The following is a 19147-nucleotide window of genomic DNA, read 5'->3' as shown; positions in this document are numbered from 1 at the left end:
ATTGCCTGGCTGCTCGGTGTGCTGCGACTATGCCGCCAGTGGCGTGGTCCAGGCATTGTAGGCGTAGACCCAGTCAGTGTCGGTCTTGTCTTTCAGCCAGGTGTTGGTGCGCGAGGTTCCCTGGACGCGGGATGTGCGCTCCTTGCGGGTCGCTTCGAAGCGGCGGAACGCATCCGCGACACCCTCCCGTTCGACGCCCTCGAGGCAGCGTGACAGCACCGCCGAGTCCTCGATCGCCATGGCCGCGCCCTGGGCCATATAGGGCGTCATCGGATGGCAGGAATCACCGAGCAGGGTCACATTGCCGGCAGACCAGCTCGGAAGTGGATCGCGGTCGACCAGCGCCCATTTGTGCACCGCCGGGCAGGCGTTGAGCACATGTTGGACCTGAGGGTGAAACCCTTCGAACGCCGCGCGCAACACTTTGACGTCACCCTTGGCTGACCATGACTCGGTGTGGAAGTCCGGCTCCGGCTGGCTGGTCACGAAGTAGACCTCACTGCGATCCGGCTTCACATAGTAGATCACGATATGCCGGTCTTCGCCCCACCACTTGGTGCATTCGTCGATCTCGAATCCGTTCAGCAGCCTGGCCGGGAACGTGGTGCGGTAGGCGATACGGCCGGTGAAGTTCGGTTCCGTTGCGCCGAACAGGATCTTCTTGACGATGGAATGGACGCCGTCCGCGCCAATCACAGCGTCGGCCACGGCGGTCGATCCATTAGCAAATGTCAGCTTTACGCCGTCGGCCCCTTCTTCCAAGCCGGTCAGCTTGTGGTTCAGCTTGATACATTCGTCTGGAACGGCGCTGGCCAGCGCCGAATGCAGATCGCCGCGATGCGCTAGAAGATATGGTGCGCCAAATTTTTTCTCGGCGGCTTCACCGAAGATCATGTCGAAGCGGATCTCGCCGGTGCGCCAGTCCTTGTTGTTCCAGGAGCGCGGATAAAACGCCTCCGAGCGCAGCTTGTTCTCGAGGCCCAGCACACGCAGGACCTGCATCGCATTACATCCAATCTGGATGCCCGCGCCCAGCCGGCTGAACTGCGCCGCTTGCTCGTAGACGGTGACGCCGACACCTGCGCGCCGAAGCGATGCAGCGGATGCCAAGCCGCCCATACCCGCACCGATAATGGCAACCGACAGTTCCTTCTTCATGGCCAACATCTTTCTTTTTCAAGGCACCATTCAGATTCGCTGGGTCAGCAGTTCACGGCGCATTGCAAAATTGATGGACCCGCGGTCGCACAAAATATCCGCTCCGTGCAATCCGATACAGGCCGACAAGACGCAACTCATGTCTTAGCCGGCAGGAACAACGCAATTCAAATAAGCTGACGCTGTGTGAGAAAAGCTGACGGTGTCCCGCAACAGCACGCCAAGCAGGTCGATCGCGCTTGAACTCCCGAGAGACCTTTGATTTTGTGACAGTCGCATCCCGAGGCGATGAAATATTGATCGGCTCAGGCCGATACTAGGGCGGCCACACCCGGCAATCGGACCCATCTAACAAAAAGGGAGAGTAAGATGAGTTACGACCAGACGATCACGCTCGGCGGTCTTTTCGATAAAGGCCTTGAGTTACGCCGTGAAGTTCTCGGCGCGTCCTATGTCGACAAGTCGATCGAGACCACCAATGATTTCATGATGGCATTTCAGCACATCACTACCGAATGGTGCTGGGGCTATGCCTGGACCAGACCGGGTCTGGATCGCAAGACTCGCAGCATGCTGAACCTCGCGATGCTGACGGCGCTCAACCGCGCGCCGGAAATCAAGCTGCACACGCGTGGCGCGATCAGCAACGGCCTCACCGTCGAGGAAATCAAGGAAGTGCTTTTGCACGCTACTGTCTATTGCGGCATTCCGGCAGGCCTCGATGCCTTCAAGGCCGCCAACGAAGTACTCAAGGAAATGGGTAAAGTTGATTGAGGATTGCGGTCCGACGACCAACGCTATCCTGGCGGCATTCCCCGCCCTTGTGCGGTTACTGGATCGGCAAGGCGGAACGCCGGGGAGCAGCACTTTCTCGCATTGGCCCGATACGTAGGCACCGAGGGCAAACCGGCCGTCTCAGGAGCGATCAAGTCACCCGTTGGAAAGAAAGAAGCGGTGCGAGCTTTGCGGCGAGCAGCTTTAGTTCCGACCCAAGCCGGGCCAGCTTGTCGCCGTGGAATATCTCGCTGATGCCAGCCGAACTGAGCGATAGGATGACTGAACCGTCAGGAGATTTGACCGGGACAGCGACGGCGTTAATCCGCGCGTTCGACGATCCCTTGCTGACAACATAACCTTGCTTCGCAAATTGGCGAAGCGCGGCGGCAAGCCTTGGTTCGATCACGGACCACTGCGTGCCCAGCGAGGCGCTCAATTCCGCAATCAACTTGTTGCGTGCGACGGTATCCAGCGCGGCGAGATAGGCCCAGCCCGTTGCCGACGTTGCAATCGGAATGCGTGACCCTACTCTTAGATCGGCCACTAAGATCGCGGATCCTTGGCACCGCTGCAAAAAGAGCATGCTCAATCCGTCACGCGCACCCAGAGAGACAGCCCCCTCATGACGGCTGGCCATCGACTGCATATCAGTCAGTGCGAGCTCGCCAATGGGCAGTCCCGACAAAACCGCTTGCCCCAGGCCAAGAAGTGAAATTCCTGGACGCATCGTCTGCCTGCCGGGGACCACGACCAGAAAACCAAGCTGGATAAGCGTGGAGCAAAGCCGCCAAACCGTCGGCTGTGGCATCCCAGTCATGCGGGCAATTTCACTTGAACCTAGTTCTGGCGTCGAAGGACTGAAACATTGAAGCACCCCGAGCCCTTTCGCCAGCGCCGCGACGAACTGCCCTTCCTTTGGATGTATGCTCTTGCCGTCTCTTGCCATTAGGGATCTAGCTGACTGCGTGAAACTGAAGTGAGATATTCGGCTGACGAATTAGTCAAGCGCGAAAGGCGAGCGCGGTGGCAAAATGAAGTTAAGGGGTGTCTCGCTTGCATAAGCTGCCTTATGACCTGATACGAGGGGAGTTCGCCACACCCATCCATCAGATGCTCGATTGGGCTAAAGCCGGACTACGCCTGTTGATCGTCGCGTAGTGCAACGTCCATCCTATGAAACAGAGGGCCCGGACGGACCGGAAGGTCCGTTATTTCGATTCCGAGAGGACGCAGCGCATCGCTAATCGCGTTGCCGAGCGCGCCCGGCACCGGCGCAATGCAACCCTCGCCGATGCCTCGCGTGCCGAGCGGATTGGTTGGATTTGGCGTCCCGGCGTCATGGTATATTTCGATACGTGGGACATCAGACGCCTTGGCGATCTTGTAGCTTTCGAGCGTCGACGTCATCTGCTGTCCCTCGTCGTTGTACACATACTCCTCGAAAAAGAAGTTCGAGATACCTTGAATGACGCCGCCTTGTATTTGCCCTTCCACAATCAGGGGGTTGATGACAACGCCGGCGTCGTCTGAGGTGACATATCTCGTAATCTTGACGCGGCCGGTTTCCGGCGAGACCTCCACAAAGGCGGCGTGCGCACTGAAGCAGACGTTTCCTCTTGTGGCCTCGAAGACTGCTCTTTGCTCCAATCCACCCGTGTCACCCGGCGGAAGATCGACAGCACCAATCACAATGCGATGAGCAAGTTCGGCGAAGCTGCGCCTCAGATTGCTGTTACCACAGTAGGTTATGTAGCCATCTGCAAAACTGAACTCCTCGTCCCCTGCAACCATGGAGGCGTCATTCGCGACAACACGAACTATCTTCTTCTTAAGATCGCGGCATGCCAGCGCCACGGCCGGCAAAACCATCGAGGCGCCACGTCCAGAGACCGTCCCAGGACTATACGTTGTCGTAAGGGTATCGCCTGACAAGACAGTGACGTTTTGGGGATCTATGCCAAGCTCCTCGGCAACGACCTGAGCGATCGTCGTCTGGGAGCCCTGACCGGTTGGTCCATCACCATAGGCAACAGTTACGTGACCTTCGGAATCCACTCGCAAATCAACCGTCGCGTAGCTCGGCCCACCCGTTGCCGTAAGGTATGATAAATTGTCGACGCCGGAGACCTCGACACCCGTGGAGATCCCCAGGCCAATATAGCGGCCCAGACTCAATGCCTCTTTTTGACGCCTGCGGAATTCCGGAATATCGACCAATTCTACCAGTCTGTCGAAGGTCTTGACAAAGTCGCCGCTGCTGTAACCCAGGCCGGTCGACAGACGCGCTGGAAACGTCGTGATGAAATTCTTCCGCAAGAGTTCCGCCGGCTCAACACCGATCTTCCGGGCAAGCATATCCAGCGCGCGCTCGAGCGCGAATCGCGGAGCGAAAATCCCGAAACCGCGTGCCGGGCATAACGAGGCCTTGTTGGTTACCGCGACTCGCAACTGAATATCGCAGAACGGGAGAATGTAGGCATTTGGAAGTCGCATTCCTCCCACCATCGGCATGGCGTAACCCCAAGTACCTCCCAGACATCCGTCGCCGGCGTCGGTTTGGATTTTGTCACGTAAGGCAACCAGCCTTCCGTTGGCGTCGGCCGCCAGCTCGATATCATGTATCTGATCCCGGCCCTGACCTGCAGCCATCAGATTCTCCTCGCGGGTTTCCAGCCACCGTACCGGGCGGCGAAGGTGCCGCGCGAGATAGGCTACGAGCAACGGTTCGCGGTAGACTGACCCCTTCATCCCGAAACCGCCGCCCTGATCGCGCGGCGCAATGACCCGAACTTTGGCCTGCGGCAACTTGAGGACTTCCGCCAGGCTCAACCGCTGCAGGTGCGGACGCTGGGTCGTCATCCACGCCGTTATCCCTTCGGTCGCGTCCCAAACAGCAAGCGCTCCCCGCGGTTCAAGCGCGGTAATTCCGCAGCGATGTGTCCGAAAACGTTGCCTCACAACAAACGGTGCTTCCGCGATCCGACGCTTCGCTTCTTCTATGTGGGCCGCGTGTTCATCGGCTGAGCGGGTCGCGCGAAAATTGGACTTGAAGATCTCGTTGTCATTCCAATCCTCGTGGACGCGGGGCGACGACGGATCAAGCGCCGCCTCCATGTCACCTACATAGGGCAATGGCTCGTATTCCACGAAGATCGCTTCGAGCGCATCCTCCGCCAAATACGGCGTCTCTGCTACGACTGCCGCAACCGGCTCGCCGTGAAACTTCACCTTTTCGACGGCGAGAGGCCAGAATTTGGGCTTCCGTCCCGGTAGCCCGCCTCCGACGCTAGGCTGAGGCAAAGGCAACATTTCATTTCGGATCATTTCGCCGGTGATCACGGCGACGACTCCGGGCAATTCCTCGGCGGCTGACACATCGATCGACAGAATGCGCGCGTGAGCGTGCGGCGAACGCAAGAACATCACGTGAAGCTGGCCGGCAATTGAGATATCGGCGAAGTAGCGCCCCTCTCCCCTCAGAATCGGGATGTCTTCCTTGCGAGGAAGGCGCGCGCCGATCCCGCCGGCATGAAGTTCTTTCAAAGACTATACCTCCTCCTCATGTGTCCTCGCACGGGCCACGCTAAGGATCGCATCCACGATGTTGGAATAGCCGGCGCACCTGCAGAGGTTGCCCGTTATACCGTGACGGACTTTTTCCTCGTTTAATTCCGAATCTTTCTCAATGAGGTCGACGCCAGTCATCAACAGCCCGCTCGTGCAATAGCCGCACTGTAGGGCATGATGTTCGTTGAAGGCGATTTGCAGCGGATGCAACTCGCTACCCTCCGCTAACCCCTCCACCGTTGTGATCCAACGACCATCACACTGGACGGCCAGAACGAGACAGGATTTGATCGCATCGCCATCGAGATGGACGGTGCATGCGCCGCAGGCTCCCTCGAATGTACATCCGACATGAGTGCCGGTGAGTCCCGCTTCATACCGAATGAAATCCACCAGCAGCATTCTGATGGGGATGCTACGTTCGTAAGCGATGCCATTTATCGTGATCGAAACTGACGTATTCATTCCCGATTACCCAGCGCGCGCATAAACGCCCTAGTGACGACGTCCCGGCCCAAGTGGCGGAATAGCACCCTTCGGTATTCCGCGTCGGCCTCCTCGTCCGAGTGAGTATCGAGTGAGGTCGAACTGTCGTTCAACGCCTCCTCGATCCCCTTTGTGTTTGAATGCGAGACGCCAATTAACGCGCGCTCCGCCGTCAGGACTCGGATAGGCCCACTTTCAAGCCCGGTAACCGAGATCCGTGCCGAAGAACAGGAACCCACGTCGTCCAGTTGCAGGAAAGCGCCGACGCCGATTACGGGAAGCCCGTCGGTCATCAGGCTCCATTTTCGATAAGCACTGCCGGCTCGCCCAACGATTTGCGGCAGCTCCACCGACAGCAAGAGCTCGCCTTCCTGGCGGCTCGTTTCCAGCGGCGCGCCGAGAAAGTCCTCAATATCGATCGCTCGCGTTTGCCCAGACAAAGAGGCCAAAGTCAGCTGCGATCCGATCGCGAGGTTAACTGCCGGCATGCAGGCCGATATATAGTTCCAGCACAGGCTGCCACCGATCGTACCGCGGTGACGAACCTGACGGTCGCCAACGTGGCCCGCGCCGTCAACCAACGCGGCGAAGGGGCCTTCCAAAAGTTCGCTATCGGCGATGTCGCAGTAGCGGGTCATCGCGCCAATACGAATGCTGGCGGGCTCCTGATGGATGCCCTGGATTACATCGATCTTCTGCAAATCCACCAGACATTTTGGCCGGACCATACGTGACTTGATGGCCTGCATGAGACTTTGGCCGCCAGCAATGTAGTGGGTTTCCTCCCCCCAGCGCGCAAACGCGGCCACGGCTTCATCCACCGTGGTCGGCGCGACGTAACCCTCGATCGGAGATGGGTACATTTATGTCCCCGCCCTGCGGTTGTTCGACATTTCAATAATAGGTTCGTCCACCATCGACCGGCAGAATGATTCCTGTCACGTAGGAGGCATCCGTCCCTAACAGAAACGCGATGGCGGTTGCGACTTCCTCGGGACGTGCGATCCGCTTGAGCGCATAGAGATCGCCGTTCAACCGGCTTGCATTTTTTATCATCGGCGTATCGACTGCGCCCGGACAGACCACGTTGACCCGGATGCGCGGCGCTAGTTCCATCGCCCAGGTCTGAGTAAGACTGAGAACGGCCCGCTTGGAAGCCGCATAGGCACCCAGTCCGGGAAACGGGTTAAGCGCGACCCCGGAAGAGACATTCACGATGCTGGCCTCTTCAGCCTGACGAAGAAACGGCAGGGCCGCGCGCGCGACATTGAGGGTGCCTGTGAGGTTGACTGCGAAGACGCGATCCCACTGAGCCATATCCGTGCTTTCGAGCGGGCGCCCGCCCGTCACGCCCGCGACATTGACGAGTCCGTCTATTCCGCTCATGCGACTGGCCGCTTCTGCGACTGCCCGCTCAACAGCAGAAAAGTCGGTGACGTCTGCTTGCGAGAAGTCCTGATTGTTTGCATCTGGCGAAGAAGCGGCATCGATAATGTATGCCTGCGCTCCACGGTCGCGGATGACGGCAACTGTGGCCGCGCCAATTCCGGAGCCGCCTCCCGTAACCAGTATCTTGCGTCCTCCGAGCATCCTTCCTCACTATCTGCACGCGGTGTGGCGGCTTCGTTCCCTGCCGCTCATTCGTTCCAATCCACACCGAAGCGCACCCTGCGCGCCCACCGATGGTGGCTATTCGCACTACAAATATTCTATTCAACGATATCCAATGCTGTGCGGCGGTTGTCAAGCTTTCAGAACGGCGAGGCGTTATTCGCGCATCGACTCGCCAACTTCGATATTCCCATAAGCGAAGTCTATTGCGTGCGCCCGGCCTGCAGCCCACAAGATCTTCAACTGACGGGTAATTCCATCGCTGTTGCCAGCTTTGAACCATCGTCATCGGCCGACCGCTGGCGGAGGAAACCAACGCCGACGATGCAGATCGCCGCCACTGTTGCCGGGATGATCGGCAACAGGAGAATCTGGGGCGCCTTCCATCCGGCGGCCAGTGCGATGCCGACGACCCAGGGACTCAGCATCGATCCGAACCGTCCTATCCCGGACGCATATCCCACGCCGGTGGCGCGAATCTCGGGCGGGTAATATTTGGTCACCAAGGCCGTCAGAGCCGACCAGGCGCCAAACGCGAACATGCCGGCTAGAAACGACGCCGGGTATAGCAGCATTAGATTGGTTCCCGAAAATGAGAGTGCCGCGCTCGCTATCGCGACGAAAGCATAGCTTGCCGACAAGGTGAGATGCGGCCCGATTCTTTCGGATATTGGTCCAAGCACCAGGGATCCCACCAACCCGCCCAAGGGGAATAAGGCTGAAGCGAAAATTGCGACTTCGATGGGATTGCCGCTCTCGCGGACCAGCGTGGGCTGCCAGAGCGCGAAGATATAGACCATCACGAACTGGTTGACCATCGACAGCCAAAGAAGGCACGTCACGGGTGCGCGGCCGGCGGCAAACAGTCGGGACAAGGAGGCCCGCCTTTCCTGGCCTATGTGGGCGATAAATATTGCATCGGCGCTTGCAACCGTCTTTGGCGAGATTCGCTTCAATATATGTCCGACGCGCGGATCGGAGGAATTGCGGGTCGCCAAAAACAACGGCGACTCCGGAAGAAGAACCTGACAAACAAGCGCCATGACCAGGCTACTCAATCCCCCGATGATGAAGATCAAGCGCCAACCGAACACCGGAATCATATGACTGGCGAGGATTCCGCCGAGAGACGCCCCAGCCGCGATAGCCCCGATAACGATCATGATGGCCGTCCTCCGCCGATGCTCGGGCGCATAATCCGCAACTATTGTCGTTATGTTAGGTAAAACACCGCCCAGGCCGACACCTCCGACCAGTCGAACCCAGAAGAGATCGTCCACATCTCGAACAAAGGCGATGGCAAGTGTACTGATGCCAAAGATGATGGTAGCGGCAATTGTCATCGGCTTGCGGCCGATCTTGTCACCGAGCTGACCCATCGCCATGGCGCCTATCATGAGTCCCAATAGGCCGGCCGTAAGCGCAGGTGCAAACGCCTGCGGCTTGACCTTCCAATCCGCGGCAATCGAGCTCAAGGCAAACGAAATGGATGAGGTGTCGAATCCGTCAATCAGCGCAACTACGACTCCCAGCGAAAGCACAAGGATCTGAATCGGACTGATTGGGGAGCGATTGATGATGTCGCCTACGTTCACATGCTGCCCCATGGCCTGTCGCCTCCCAATTTTATCTGTTTTCCTGATTACTTATTCGTAGTGGGAGAAAGGTGGGACTTCTTGTCCGGCGCCCTTCCCCTTTCCCTTCCCGACCGTCGATCCTTATCGCCCCCGGCCTCGGAAGCAGTTGAGTAACGATCTGCATCGGCGTGACACCCCGCGACGTGCGCTCGCCCGAGCGAGAAGCAAATTTCTGGAGCTGGATCGCGTCCCTCCAAGGCGGCCTAATTCAATTTAGCCACACTCGCCAACGGGCTTGTCGGGTCTGGATCCTGCGTACGATCGACCGGCGTTGCACGCTCACACCTCGACGACATGATTGGCAATTGCATTCAGTTCGACCGGCCCAGACTGCGTCACCAACACCGTGCCGCCAATGTTGATCCGGCGGTCTCCGAAGTGGCAGTTAGGCTCCATGGCAAAGGTCATGCCCGCCTGAAGGACTATTTCCTTATTTCTTGCGGCCTTTGGTGGGATGGGCGCGTAAGTGCCCGCATCCGAGAAATTCTCCATTCCAAATGTTGATAAGCCTGACAAGACTGAAATGGGATTGAGTGAGTGGATCTGCGGCGTGACAAACCAACCACCGGCCCGCTTAACAACATCGGTCATGGCGTCGTCGACTTCCCCGAAGGTGGTCCCAACGCGCATCTTTTCCAAGCCTACATCATAAGCTTCTCGGGCTACTTCGGCGGCCTTTTGGTGGACGGGATGCATCTTTCCCAACGAAACGCAGACTTGTTGCTGCGTCTCCATTAGCCCGTAGGTAGGAAACAGTTCGGACTGGACGAGGTCGCCTCGGTCCAACGTGCGGGACCGCACCGGACGCACCAACCAATCGGGAAAGCCCCACGCTGGATTGTCGGGTCCGCTTTGAATGATCAGGGCGGCCGAGTTGGCTCCGCCGATGAAAGCCGCCGCCATAGCCTGCGCATAAACGCCAGCTTCAGTCATCCCGGGCCTCGCCGCAGCCACAAATGCCTCGGACATCTTCTCCCCCGCGTTGGCACAGTGTCTGATGACTTCGATTTCTTCCTGACTCTTGACCAGCATCATGCGTGCGAGACGCCGCCAGACGTGGACGAATTTGACATTTGGGAGCTCGGCCGACACGCTTTCCCACGCAGAGTGCGACAAGAAGCTTTCTTGCCTGGGACCAGCCGGCTCCAAGCCAATGATGCCGACGCGCGCCGACATCAGACCGTTTGCTTCGAAAGCCTTCTTGACCATGGCGGCATCTCTGCCCAGCCAATGATGATCCGGTCGAATCCACGGCGTCATCCCACGCTTCGACTCAACCGCTTGACAGATGAGGTGTAATCCGGACCAGGAAAGTAAAATAGGCTCGCCTTCCCGCGGGAACACCAGCCAGCCGCCAGCGCGGTCGTTTGAGAGATAGACGTCGGGCGCAACGTTCGGGGCGCCGCGGTTTGCTTGGCCAGTCACCAGCAGTCCGTCCAAGCCCTCATCGTCCATGAGCTTTCGCGCCAGCGCCCAGCGGCGGTCCCGCTCCTTCATCGAATAACCGGGAAACGAGAGTTGTAGTTCTGATTTTGTATTCAATTCGGAATTCATTGGTTCCCCCTCGTGCCGGACCCAGCAAAACGCCGCGACTGACTGTGCTTCTGGACGAAGTTGTTCGTACGGAGCGGCAGGGGCTACCAGGTGACCGGCACGTGCTCGACGCCGTAGACCAACATGTCGTCCTTGAATTTCAACGTTTCGATCGGGGCAGCGAGCGCCAGGTTCGACAGTCGGCTGAAAAGCGTCGTGAATACGATTTGCAGTTCGACGCGTGCAAGGTACTGACCCAAGCATCCATGGACGCCGAAACCGAACCCGACCTGCTGGCGGGCGTCGCGTCGGATATCGAATTTGTCGGGATCGGAGAACACTTTGCTGTCGCGGTTGGCGGCTGATTGGAATGCGATGATACCTTCGCCAGCCCGGATAAGTTGCCCCGAGATCTCGACGTCCTCTTTGGCGACCCTTCTTTGCCCCGAATGGGCAATCGATAAGTATCTCATAATTTCTTCGACGGCCGCCGGAGCCAATCCGGGATCCCTGCGAAGGAGTTCAAGCTGGTCCGGGTACTGGAGAAAGAGCAACGTACCGAGCGCGATCATGCTCGCCGTCGTTTCGTGCCCGGCTATGAGGAGCATCCGCGCCATACTGACCACCTCATGTTCGGTCAGATGGCCGGTTCTCACATGGTCGACCACAAGACGGCTCAGCAGATCGTCCTGCGGGTCCTCATTTTTGCGCTTTAGCAGGCCCGCGAGATATTCGTCGACGAGCTCACGATTGGCGGCGAGCGCCGTTTCCATCGACACAGCGTTCGAGGTGAATATCCGGGTCCGTGATTGGAAAAACTCGTGATCCGAATAGGGTATTCCCATCAGCTCGCAGATTACGGAAGAAGGAACAGCGAGCGCGAAACATTCGACAAAGTCGGCAGGAGGCCCCTTCTCGATCATCGCATCGATAAGGCCGTCAACGATCTTCTGCAGCTTGGGACGCATCTGCCCGATACGTCTGGCGGCGAACTCTCCCGTCACCATACGCCGCTGCGCCGTGTGCTTCGGTGGATCCATGGACACGAAGGACGGATACTTCTTCCTCGATGCTTGGAGAGCGGCGCTCTGTCCTGGAAAACCCGGAGTGGTCGGATCGGCGCTAAAGCGAGGATCGCCCAGCACCGTCTTGTAATCCTCGTGGCGAGTGATCACCCACGCGATGTCGCCGTTCCAAAGCCGGACGCGGAACACGGATCGGTCATCCCCCAATCCACTGTATTCAAGAGGAGGATCAAAGACGCGCTGGCGTGGCCGCGGGAATGGAGGAATCTGCGAAGAGCCGGAAAACGGGCATCCGGCGGGTTGCGTAGCAGCGTTCGCCTGCGCTTGCGAGGTGTCAGCCATGAAGATCTCCGAGCGAGATGGAAATGATGTGGAATGAGCGATCGGTCACAGCATCTGCCGCGAGCGATATGTCCCGGGTTTCGGGACAATAAAGCGATCCAGAGGTCACGCGCTGATCGTAATCGCGCGCGACGGGCAGAGCTGAACGGCCCGTTCGACGTCCTCCCTGAACGATTCCGCCGGCTGGCTGTTCAGCACGATAACGACGCCGTCGCTTTCGCGTTGGTCGAACACTTGTGGCGCGCTTATCACGCACTGCCCGGCTCCACAGCATCTTCCTTGATCGACCTCAACCCGCATTTTCGTCCCCGTGCCGGCGCTATATCGCAATTATCGACTAGGCTCAATTTCGAATAGGCTATCCAAAATATACAATCGAGTCAATCTTTCGACCGACAGGGTTCCCATTACGAGCAGAGCACTGGGCAAGAAAATGCCCATCAACCATCGCAGCAGGCCGTATAAGAATAGCGGCATCAAGCCGCAGTAAGTTGACGCGCGGCTTCCAACGTGCCAATTCGCACGGCCAATTTATTATTCGTTTCTCGAATAGCGACCCGGATCAAGAATAGTAGAGAAATGCCCCGTGCGAAGAGAGCAACAAACAATGCCCGCACTACATCAATGGAGGACGCGTTGAACAAGCTCATCACACTTGTCACACTTGTGACGTTGACTGCGGCCGCTGCCTCGCCAAGCTTTGCTCAAGGCGAAAAAAAATACGGCCCGGGCGTAACAGACACTGAGATCAAGCTCGGCCAAACCATGCCCTATAGCGGCCCAGCCTCGAGCTTGAGTCTAATCGGAAAGGTCGAAGTCGCCTATTTCAAGATGATCAATGCCCAAGGCGGCGTAAATGGGCGCAAGATCAATTTGATCTCCCTGGACGACGGATTTAATCCGGCCAAGACGGTCGAGCAGACCCGAAAGCTTGTCGAAGGTGAGGAGGTGCTTGCGATTTTCTCCACCGAGGGGTCCGCGCCCAACTTGGCTATCGCAAAATACATGAACTCGAAAAAAGTGCCGCAACTGCTGGGGCAAGCCGGTTCGCCGAAGCTCATCGATCCGGCAAGCCTACCCTGGACGACAACATTTTACACGACGTCGTCGCTGGAGGGGAAGCAACTAGCGACCTTTTTGCTAGAGACCAAAGCCGACGCCAAAGTCGGCATCATCTATCAGAACGACGACAACGGAAAAAGCTATCTGGAAGGCATGAAGGCGGGGCTGGGTGAAAAGGGGGTGAGGATGGTGGTCAAAGAAGTCGGCTTCGACCTCAGCTATCCTACGATTGATTCTCAAATTCTTTCGATCCAGGCGGCGGGCGCGGATACGATTTTCTTTGCTACGACTACGCCAAAATTTGTAGCCCAGGGGATTCGCAAGATAGGAGAGCTTGGCTGGAAGCCGCTAATGCTGCTGACATTTCCGGCCTCCTCGATCGCAACCACATTAAAGCCGGCAGGCCTTGAACACGCGATTGGTGCGGTCACATCGATATACTCTAAGGACCCCGGCGATCCGAAATGGCGGGACGATCCCGCCGTGCAGGACTATTACAAATTCATGAAAGAGTGGGCGCCTGGCGAGCCACCGACCGACTCCACCGGAAGGATCGGATATATCGCGGCACAAATGATGGTCGAAATATTGATGCGTTGCGGTGACGACCTGACGCGTGAGAATTTGCTGTATCACGCGACCCACATCAAGGACTTTCAGATTCCAATGTTTGTCAGTGGCATCAAAATCAACGTCACACCGGAAGATCGCGTACCCTGGAAGCAGGCGCAAATGGTGCGGTTCGATGGCAGATCCTACGAATTCATTGGTGGTATCGTTACAGCGCCTGGCGACAAGTAGAGCGCAATTCTTGCCCGGCTACGTCAGCCATAAAGCGACGGTTGTCCGCGTTCGGGTATGCCGCCGCTTCAACCTCGGCAGTCACATTGAAATGGGAGCCGTCTCACGCAACGTAACTCATTGTTGCCCGTCGTGATCATTCCGCTTTCTCGTGCGATGCACGTGAAACACGGTCTTTCCATTGGCTCGTCTGCTATGGCGAAGTCACAGATGCGCATTTCATCGACCTGTTCTCTATCGGCGCAGACTTCGTGCAGCGCTCCTCCATCGCGAATCCGCGGGCTTCTCTCCGGAAAATATGCTCATTGCGCGATCAAAGTGTCGCACCGCCGGATACGCGAACGCATTCACCGGTTACATAACGCGACAGGTCGGTTACCAAAAACTCCATTACGCCGACGCAATCTTCCGGCGTACCCAGTCTGCGAAGCGGATTGGCCTTCGCCTGAGCCTCCGTGCCCAGATTGCGAGCTGCGGCTTGCGCCTTAACTCGCGCGCTTTCGATAATGCCGGGAGAGATGCAGTTGACTCGCACACCATCAGGCCCTAGCTCCACGGCCATGCTCTGAGTATATTGCAGTACGGCAGCCTTCGCGGCTCCGTACATTGCTAGGCGGCCTCCCGCCGGAGTACGATCCATCGCGTTCGTGACGATGTTGACTACCGCGCCGCCCTGTTTGCGCAGATACGGGGTCGCCGCCTGGCAACAATGCATCATACTGTAGAAATTGATTGCGAAGAGCTTTTCCGTATCGTCAAGGGAAACTTCGGACGGACGGCTGCGTTCAATCGAAGTTGTAGCACCGCCGGCATTGTTGATCAGGATGTCAATCCGCCCCAGTTCCTTCACTACCTGCACAATCGCGGCGATCGCTTGCTTCCGGTCCGACAGGTCGGCCTGCACCCCCGTACTCCGGCCTCCCAGCGCCCTCACTTCGTCCATCACCGTCGCGGCTGTGAGCGCTTCGCCAAATCTCGCTGCGACATCAAGATCGATATCGATGACAGCAACATCAGCGCCCAGTTGTGCGAGTCGTAGCGCATAAGCCCGACCGATACCGCCGGCACCTCCGGTAACAATCGCAACCTTGTTCCTCAACTTGCTCATTTCTCGATCCTCAAGCTATCCGCTTATCGCGAGCCGTTCGTTGGCACGCCACATCCGACCCACTCTTTGGCCTTTACATAGGCGGGCACCCATTAGCGAGGTCAACCATTGTAACATCGGGCAAATCCGAGAGTGGTCTATCGCGCCAGCGCATAGGTCAACATCGCTACGATGGCTACGATCCCGACAACGGCCACCATCGCCGAAAGGGCCAGCACGTTCGGGTAATCCCTTGGTCTCGCAGCTACGAGAGCCGGAGCGGCCTGGATGGATGAAGGACTGAAGTCGGTTGCACCGGACGCCGGCAATTCCGTCGATGCTGCCTGAACCGCCTCGTCCGTTGGTTTCCCGGGGTCGGAGTTCGATTGCTCGACCTCCGACGCGAAGCGCACAAAGAACTGATCCGCCATTTTCTTCGCGGTCGCATCGATCAACCTGGCTCCGAGTTGCGCGATCTTTCCGCCGACTTGCGCGTCAACGTTGTAGCGCAGCAAGGTACCGTCCTCCACGTCCTCCAACGATACTCTCGCGCCGCCCTTGGCAAATCCGGCGATTCCGCCGGCGCCTTCGCCCGCCATGACATAGCCGTTTGGCGGATCCACTTCCGAGAAAATGACTTTGCCGTTGAAGCGCGCCGAGATGGGCCCGACTTTGAATGCTGCCGTAGCGGTCATGCCCTCCGAAACTGTCCCGTCTAGCGCCTCGCAGCCAGGGATCGACGCCTTCAGGACAGTCGGCGCGTTGAGCGCCGCCCAGACCTTCTCTCGTGTAGCCGCAATCTTGCGTTCACCTTGCATCTGCATCGGTAGTTCCTCTTGTTGGGGTGGCGTGATTGCCTTTATGGCCCTCTGCAGCAACACTTTCGCCAGGTGGGACCTGTCGAGCGCAGTACCGTGAATGTCGTCGTTGAGCTGCTCTAGAGCAGAGACACTCCGCCAAGAACCTCGGGAGACCAGCGTTCTAACAATGCCTTTTCGCGTCCGTTCAGCGAAAGATGCCATTGCGAACTCCTCCGGGCGACCGCCACGTGAATTCCCGCTTGACCGTGCGAAAGCCATCAACGCCCGCAGCGTATAACGGCCGTAGGGACCGGTTGCGAAAATCGTGACAATCGACGCGATTCCGCACGGACACTGGTTTGTACGCTCATAACCGTTCCAACCCGGTCGTTGCGGATCATGTCCTTGCTTATTTGCCTGTCGAGTTTATTATTCGCATCTGACTTGACTCTGCCACAGCTGTCAAGGGTAGGTGGTCCTGCGAGGGAACCAACAGGGCACGCCTCTGCCAAGGCGATTGCGCATTTCGCAAAGCCATTTGCCTGTTTGCAATATATTGCCTGCTCATCCTCCCCCTTCGTCATCGGGGAATTTCATTTTGTGGAGAATGCGAAGGCAGTGCCCGCGCAGCCTCCATCCAAAGCGCCGAAGCCAATACGAGTCTATCGGTCGCATCCAACGTGGAGACGACCGGGAGCTTTAGATCGCTAGTCAGAGGTCGATTGCCAAATCAGGCCGCATAACCTTGCTGGCGCAGATCAAGGCACTACGAGGCGCACGAGCAAAATCGCAGGCGGCCTAATTTTGGCTTAAATGCACATCGCTATTCCGACTACCACTCATCTTCTAGATTCTATAATGGCAGCGGCCGTAACGAATCGATGCGGATCACCTGAGGGGAGAAATAAGCGCAGTTGAAGGAAAAGTAGCCGATCACAAACGCTGCAAAAATAACTCCTATCCAACAGGCCAAAAGTTGACCCACCCTGCGTTCCATCGTGCACCGTTCTCGTATCTCGCCTGAACACCTTATCCCCACTCGCCTGACGAGGTCTAAGGCGATCTTGGGCCAGGCAACTGTTCACGCTGCCCTCAGAAACTCCAGCACGATCCGATTAAAGGTGCCCACATGTTCCATGTACGGCAGATGGCCACAGCTATCGAGAATCACCAGTTCCGCACCCGCAATCCGCTCCTTGGCTTGAACATGAGATTCGACGGAAGCGCGGGAGTCCTGTCTGCCGGTAATGATCATCGTCCGCGATTTGATTGTTTCAAGTCTTCCATATACGCGGTGGTCCTCCGAATCGAGCGACGCAAGGTACCCGCTGATGGCTGATTTAAAGGCCTCGAAGCGATCGCCTAGACCATATGAAGTAAGCTGCGTAAGGAGAATCTCCTCCGCAACCGCGTTGGGATCATAGCAGATCGCTGCCAACCGAGAGCGGCAACTTTCCAGGGTTGGCTCCGACATTGCGCCAGTCGCGTTTGCCAGAACTTTTTGAAGAGTGTGACGCTGCTCATCGGTGGAGTGAAACGCCCCACCACTTCCTACGACGATCAAATCGCTAACCTTCGACGGCCTGGACAATGTCATTAGACAGGCGAGCAGACCGCCGAACGACGAGCCCAGGATGCTGTACGTACCGATCCCCAGTTGATCGAGAAGAAATTCGAGCTGGCGAACGAAGAGGGGTTGAGGCGCCCGTCCAGCGAGGTCCATCCGCTCAGTGAACCCATGTCCGGGAAGATCGGGAGCTATAACAAAGTAATCCCGAGCAAGCGCGTCGATATTGCGGTAAAACACATCCGCTGAGTGACCGATGCCGTGGATCAGCAACAAGGTGGGTCCGTCCCCCTCGCATATGTACCGGGTATTGATACCGCCGACGTTTGCAAACTTGATCTTCACGACGCTTGCTCGCCTCAGATTGCCGCGATCGTTTGCACCTCGACCAGGAACTCCTCTTTGACCAATCGATCAACGATAAGCAGAGTATTTGGTGGATATTTTCCGTCCGGAAACATTTTCGGAAACTCTCGCAACCGAAACTCCATGAAGTTTTCAATATCCTGGGAGTGAACGACATAGGTCGTGAACTGGACGATGTTTTGCCAGGATGCTCCCGCAGAGCGCAACGCTGCTTCTAGGTTCTTGAAGACCTGCTTGGTCTGCGCATGAAAATCACCTTTGCCGACAACGTTTCCCTCGACGTCCCCCGCGAGCATCCCGGCAATGAACAGAAACTCATTGGCCTTCACTCGGGTCACGTGGGTGTACTGCCCCATGGGTTTTCCGAGATCGGCGGGATTATAGATGTTGATATTCGAGGCCACTGATGTGCTCCTTTGGTTATTATTTGTGTTACGCGACGACGTTTTCGAGAACCCCGACGTCGTCGATTTCGATGCGAACTCGGTCCCCAGGATGCAGGTACTTCGGAGGATTAAAGCCGATCCCAACGCCGACCGGCGTGCCCGTGGCAATGATATCGCCGGCCTTTAGTGCGATAGACTGTCCGACTGTACGGACCAGGGTGGCGACGTCAAAGATCAGGTCGCCGATCTTCGCTGATTGGCGGATCTCGTCGTTAACCCACGTGCGAATACCGAGGGACTTGAGATCGTGGAGTTCGTCCGCTGTCACGATGGCCGGACCGAGGGGACCAAATGTATCGATGCCCTTGCCCAACAGCCACTGTTTATGGCGTTTCTGGAGCTCGCGAGACGTGACGTCGTTGAAGATCGTATATCCGAAAACAAATGACATCGGATCGTCGTCAGACGTCACTCGACCGCTTCGGCCCAGCACGACAGCCAATTCGCCCTCATAGTCGACGGATGAGTACGGATCAAGGCTGCTATCGATCGCTTTTCCCGGGCCGATGACCACGGACCCGGGCTTGCTGAAAATGATGGGATATTCTGGAACTTCATTTCCGCCGATTGCACCGGCATCAAAACCGCTCGAACCAAACTCGGCTGCGTGCTCGAGATAATTCTTCCCAACACAGAAAAGATTACGCCGCGGCTTCGGAATAGGTGCTTCGAGATGTACCTCAGGGAGCGGGCGTACAAATCGCCTCTCGGCCACGACCGTAGCGATTTCGGCCTTGAGCACGTCGTAACGCTCGATGACATCGACCATACAGCTGCTGATGCCGGCTTGCGTCAGATCGACGAACGATAGATCGTCGATGACAACGCCAATACCGACGCCGCCGGCCGTGTCAGAGTAGGAGATCAGTTTCATACCGTGTT

At 57.4% G+C, this 19147-nt stretch carries 16 protein-coding genes and 1 pseudogene; 2 read left to right on the top strand and 15 right to left on the bottom strand.

The window, feature by feature from the left end:
- Positions 1 to 27: 27 nt before the first annotated feature.
- A complete protein-coding gene (locus tag UB31_RS28590; RefSeq protein WP_045013330.1) occupies positions 28 to 1158 on the bottom strand; it encodes an FAD-dependent monooxygenase in 1131 nt (376 codons plus the stop codon).
- A gap of 369 nt (positions 1159 to 1527) precedes the next feature.
- On the opposite strand from UB31_RS28590, the gene UB31_RS28585 reads away from it, so the two are divergent.
- Positions 1528 to 1932 (top strand): carboxymuconolactone decarboxylase family protein, encoded by a 405-nt coding sequence (locus UB31_RS28585; RefSeq protein WP_045013285.1) that lies wholly within the window; start codon positions 1528 to 1530, stop codon positions 1930 to 1932.
- Positions 1933 to 2083: 151 nt separating this feature from the next.
- Here the strand turns inward: UB31_RS28585 and UB31_RS28580 are convergent, their stop codons facing one another.
- The 9 genes from UB31_RS28580 to UB31_RS28540 form a co-directional block, all read right to left on the bottom strand.
- Entirely contained in the window at positions 2084 to 2881 is a 798-nt protein-coding gene (locus tag UB31_RS28580; protein ID WP_045013284.1) for an IclR family transcriptional regulator, read from the bottom strand.
- Positions 2882 to 3069: 188 nt separating this feature from the next.
- Positions 3070 to 5478, bottom strand: coding sequence for a xanthine dehydrogenase family protein molybdopterin-binding subunit (locus UB31_RS28575; RefSeq protein WP_045013283.1), 2409 nt, complete (start codon positions 5476 to 5478; stop codon positions 3070 to 3072).
- Between the two features lie 3 nt (positions 5479 to 5481).
- The gene (locus tag UB31_RS28570; protein WP_045003294.1) at positions 5482 to 5967 is read right to left on the bottom strand and encodes a (2Fe-2S)-binding protein; all 486 of its coding nucleotides are present in this window, start codon (positions 5965 to 5967) and stop codon (positions 5482 to 5484) included.
- On the bottom strand, positions 5964 to 6851 hold the full coding sequence (locus UB31_RS28565) for an FAD binding domain-containing protein (protein WP_045013282.1): 888 nt from the start codon (positions 6849 to 6851) through the stop codon (positions 5964 to 5966). The genes UB31_RS28570 and UB31_RS28565 overlap by 4 nt, the downstream gene beginning before the upstream one ends.
- Positions 6852 to 6882: 31 nt before the next feature.
- A complete protein-coding gene (locus UB31_RS28560) occupies positions 6883 to 7578 on the bottom strand; it encodes an SDR family NAD(P)-dependent oxidoreductase (RefSeq protein WP_045013281.1) in 696 nt (231 codons plus the stop codon).
- A 260-nt stretch (positions 7579 to 7838) separates the two neighbouring features.
- Positions 7839 to 9206, bottom strand: coding sequence for an MFS transporter (locus UB31_RS28555; RefSeq protein ID WP_045013280.1), 1368 nt, complete (start codon positions 9204 to 9206; stop codon positions 7839 to 7841).
- A gap of 309 nt (positions 9207 to 9515) precedes the next feature.
- Positions 9516 to 10790, bottom strand: a complete 1275-nt coding sequence (locus tag UB31_RS28550; protein ID WP_045013279.1) for a M24 family metallopeptidase — start codon at positions 10788 to 10790, stop codon at positions 9516 to 9518.
- Positions 10791 to 10873: 83 nt separating this feature from the next.
- Entirely contained in the window at positions 10874 to 12136 is a 1263-nt protein-coding gene (locus tag UB31_RS28545; protein ID WP_082078663.1) for a cytochrome P450, read from the bottom strand.
- 105 nt (positions 12137 to 12241) lie between these two features.
- A complete protein-coding gene (locus UB31_RS28540; RefSeq protein WP_045013278.1) occupies positions 12242 to 12436 on the bottom strand; it encodes a ferredoxin in 195 nt (64 codons plus the stop codon).
- Between the two features lie 336 nt (positions 12437 to 12772).
- On the opposite strand from UB31_RS28540, the gene UB31_RS28535 reads away from it, so the two are divergent.
- Positions 12773 to 13999: an ABC transporter substrate-binding protein gene (locus tag UB31_RS28535; RefSeq protein ID WP_050044874.1), complete on the top strand. Its 1227-nt coding sequence runs from the start codon at positions 12773 to 12775 to the stop codon at positions 13997 to 13999.
- A gap of 313 nt (positions 14000 to 14312) precedes the next feature.
- On the opposite strand, the gene UB31_RS28530 is transcribed toward UB31_RS28535, so the two are convergent.
- From UB31_RS28530 to UB31_RS28510, 5 genes and pseudogenes are all read right to left on the bottom strand, one after another.
- Positions 14313 to 15107, bottom strand: a complete 795-nt coding sequence (locus UB31_RS28530) for an SDR family NAD(P)-dependent oxidoreductase (protein ID WP_045013276.1) — start codon at positions 15105 to 15107, stop codon at positions 14313 to 14315.
- A gap of 368 nt (positions 15108 to 15475) precedes the next feature.
- A pseudogene (locus UB31_RS42960) lies at positions 15476 to 15910 on the bottom strand (SRPBCC family protein); the annotation flags it as partial.
- Positions 15911 to 16967: 1057 nt separating this feature from the next.
- Positions 16968 to 17798 carry an alpha/beta fold hydrolase gene (locus UB31_RS28520; RefSeq protein ID WP_045013275.1) on the bottom strand — a complete coding sequence of 277 codons (831 nt, stop codon included), beginning with the start codon at positions 17796 to 17798 and terminating at the stop codon, positions 16968 to 16970.
- Between the two features lie 14 nt (positions 17799 to 17812).
- Positions 17813 to 18223 (bottom strand): RidA family protein, encoded by a 411-nt coding sequence (locus tag UB31_RS28515; RefSeq protein ID WP_245306089.1) that lies wholly within the window; start codon positions 18221 to 18223, stop codon positions 17813 to 17815.
- Between the two features lie 28 nt (positions 18224 to 18251).
- Complete coding sequence (locus tag UB31_RS28510; protein ID WP_045013273.1) at positions 18252 to 19139, bottom strand: fumarylacetoacetate hydrolase family protein; 888 nt, start codon at positions 19137 to 19139, stop codon at positions 18252 to 18254.
- Between the last annotated feature and the right edge of the window lie 8 nt (positions 19140 to 19147).

Source organism: Bradyrhizobium sp. LTSP849 (assembly GCF_000938255.1).
Classification (GTDB): Bacteria; Pseudomonadota; Alphaproteobacteria; order Rhizobiales; family Xanthobacteraceae; genus Bradyrhizobium.
The sequence above is the reverse complement of the archived record's forward strand: the minus strand, read 5'-3'. Positions and strand labels throughout refer to the sequence as shown.